We start from the raw sequence: 727 nt of genomic DNA, 5'->3' as shown, positions 1-727 counted from the left end.
GTTTTATTGATGGCCTCATCCACACGCAGCAGCGTCTGTTCATCGTCGTGGCGGCCCATAATAATCTGCCGGTCAATCAGCCAGCTTTCCTCACCCGGCCCCCATCCCCATACGCGCATTTCGTAGCGGTCCAGCTGGGAGTCGATACCGGCGGTCAGGTAAGCCACACGGTCAGGAACGGGCGCTGAATAATGCTCTTTCCGCTCTGCCATCACTTCAGCATCCGGACGTTCGCCAATTTTCGCCTCCCACGTCTCACCGAGCGTGGTGTTTACGAAGGTTTTACGTTTTCCCGTATCCCCTTTCGTTTTCATCCAGTCTTTGACAATCTGCACCCAGGTGGTGAACGGGCTGTACGCTGTCCAGATGTGAAAGGTCACACTGTCAGGTGGCTCAATCTCTTCACCGGATGACGAAAACCAGAGAATGCCATCACGGGTCCAGATCCCGGTCTTTTCGCAGATATAACGGGCATCAGTAAAGTCCAGCTCCTGCTGGCGGATGACGCAGGCATTATGCTCGCAGAGATAAAACACGCTGGAGGGGTCATCCGGCGTCCATTTGAGGCCAAACGGCGTCTCTTTGTCGCCAAATTTAAGATACTGCTCCTCCCCGCAATGCGGGCAGGCAACATGAAAACGCATAAAATGCGGGGATTCACTGGCTGCACGCTCAATCTGACAGGTGCCTCTCACTTTTGGCGTGGAGCCACGGATGGACTTTGGCC

1 protein-coding gene is annotated in these 727 nt (G+C 54.9%); it reads right to left on the bottom strand.

Annotated elements, in window-relative coordinates:
- Positions 1 to 695 (bottom strand): terminase gpA endonuclease subunit (locus HP552_RS00635; protein ID WP_446686448.1); only part of this gene is annotated, 695 nt, incomplete at its 3' end.
- Positions 696 to 727: the final 32 nt, after the last annotated feature.

Origin of the sequence: Paenibacillus xylanilyticus, assembly GCF_013359935.1 — a bacterium.
In the GTDB taxonomy this organism is placed as follows: Bacteria; Bacillota; Bacilli; order Paenibacillales; family Paenibacillaceae; genus Paenibacillus; species Paenibacillus xylanilyticus.
Note: the sequence above shows the minus strand (reverse complement) of the source record. Positions and strands in the feature narration are given on the sequence as shown.